We start from the raw sequence: 462 nt of genomic DNA on the forward strand, positions 1-462 counted from the left end.
CATGCCCCCCCGCCCCCCGGGCGGGGCCCGCAGCGTTGCTCCGGCCCGGCGCGCCTCCCCCCCCCCCCCGCCCCCGCCCCCCGACCGGGGTACCGCCCGCCCCCCCGGCAGCCCGCTCCCGCTGCTGGTCGACGGCCAGAAGCGTTCCCACCGGCTCCGGCACCGCTACCGCCGTCTCTTCACTCCCGTTCACCCCGGTCACCCCCCCCCGGCGCCCACCGCCGCAACCAGACCCGTCCCAGCCGGCCCCGGGTCACGAACGAGGCCATCAACCGCGCACCGGACGCGGCCGGCGCCGCCAGCAGCGCCGTGCTCGCCGCCCACGGCTCGCCCCCGGTGCGGGCGATCCCCAGCAGGGCGGCGCCGCCGTGGGCCGGGAAGGAGAGCGTCACGTCCCCCACCCCCTCGGCCAGCCCCCGCCCCGTCGCCTTGACGGCGGCCTCCAGCAGCGTCCAGGCCGAG

The 462-nt window shown here is 81.2% G+C and carries 1 pseudogene; it reads right to left on the reverse strand.

Annotated elements, in window-relative coordinates:
* Positions 1–179: 179 nt before the first annotated feature.
* Positions 180–462 (reverse strand): annotated as a pseudogene (locus C7C46_RS35775) (phosphopantetheinyl transferase-like protein); the annotation flags it as partial.

The organism is Streptomyces tateyamensis (assembly GCF_003205575.1).
GTDB classification, from domain to species: domain Bacteria; phylum Actinomycetota; class Actinomycetes; order Streptomycetales; family Streptomycetaceae; genus Kitasatospora; species Kitasatospora tateyamensis.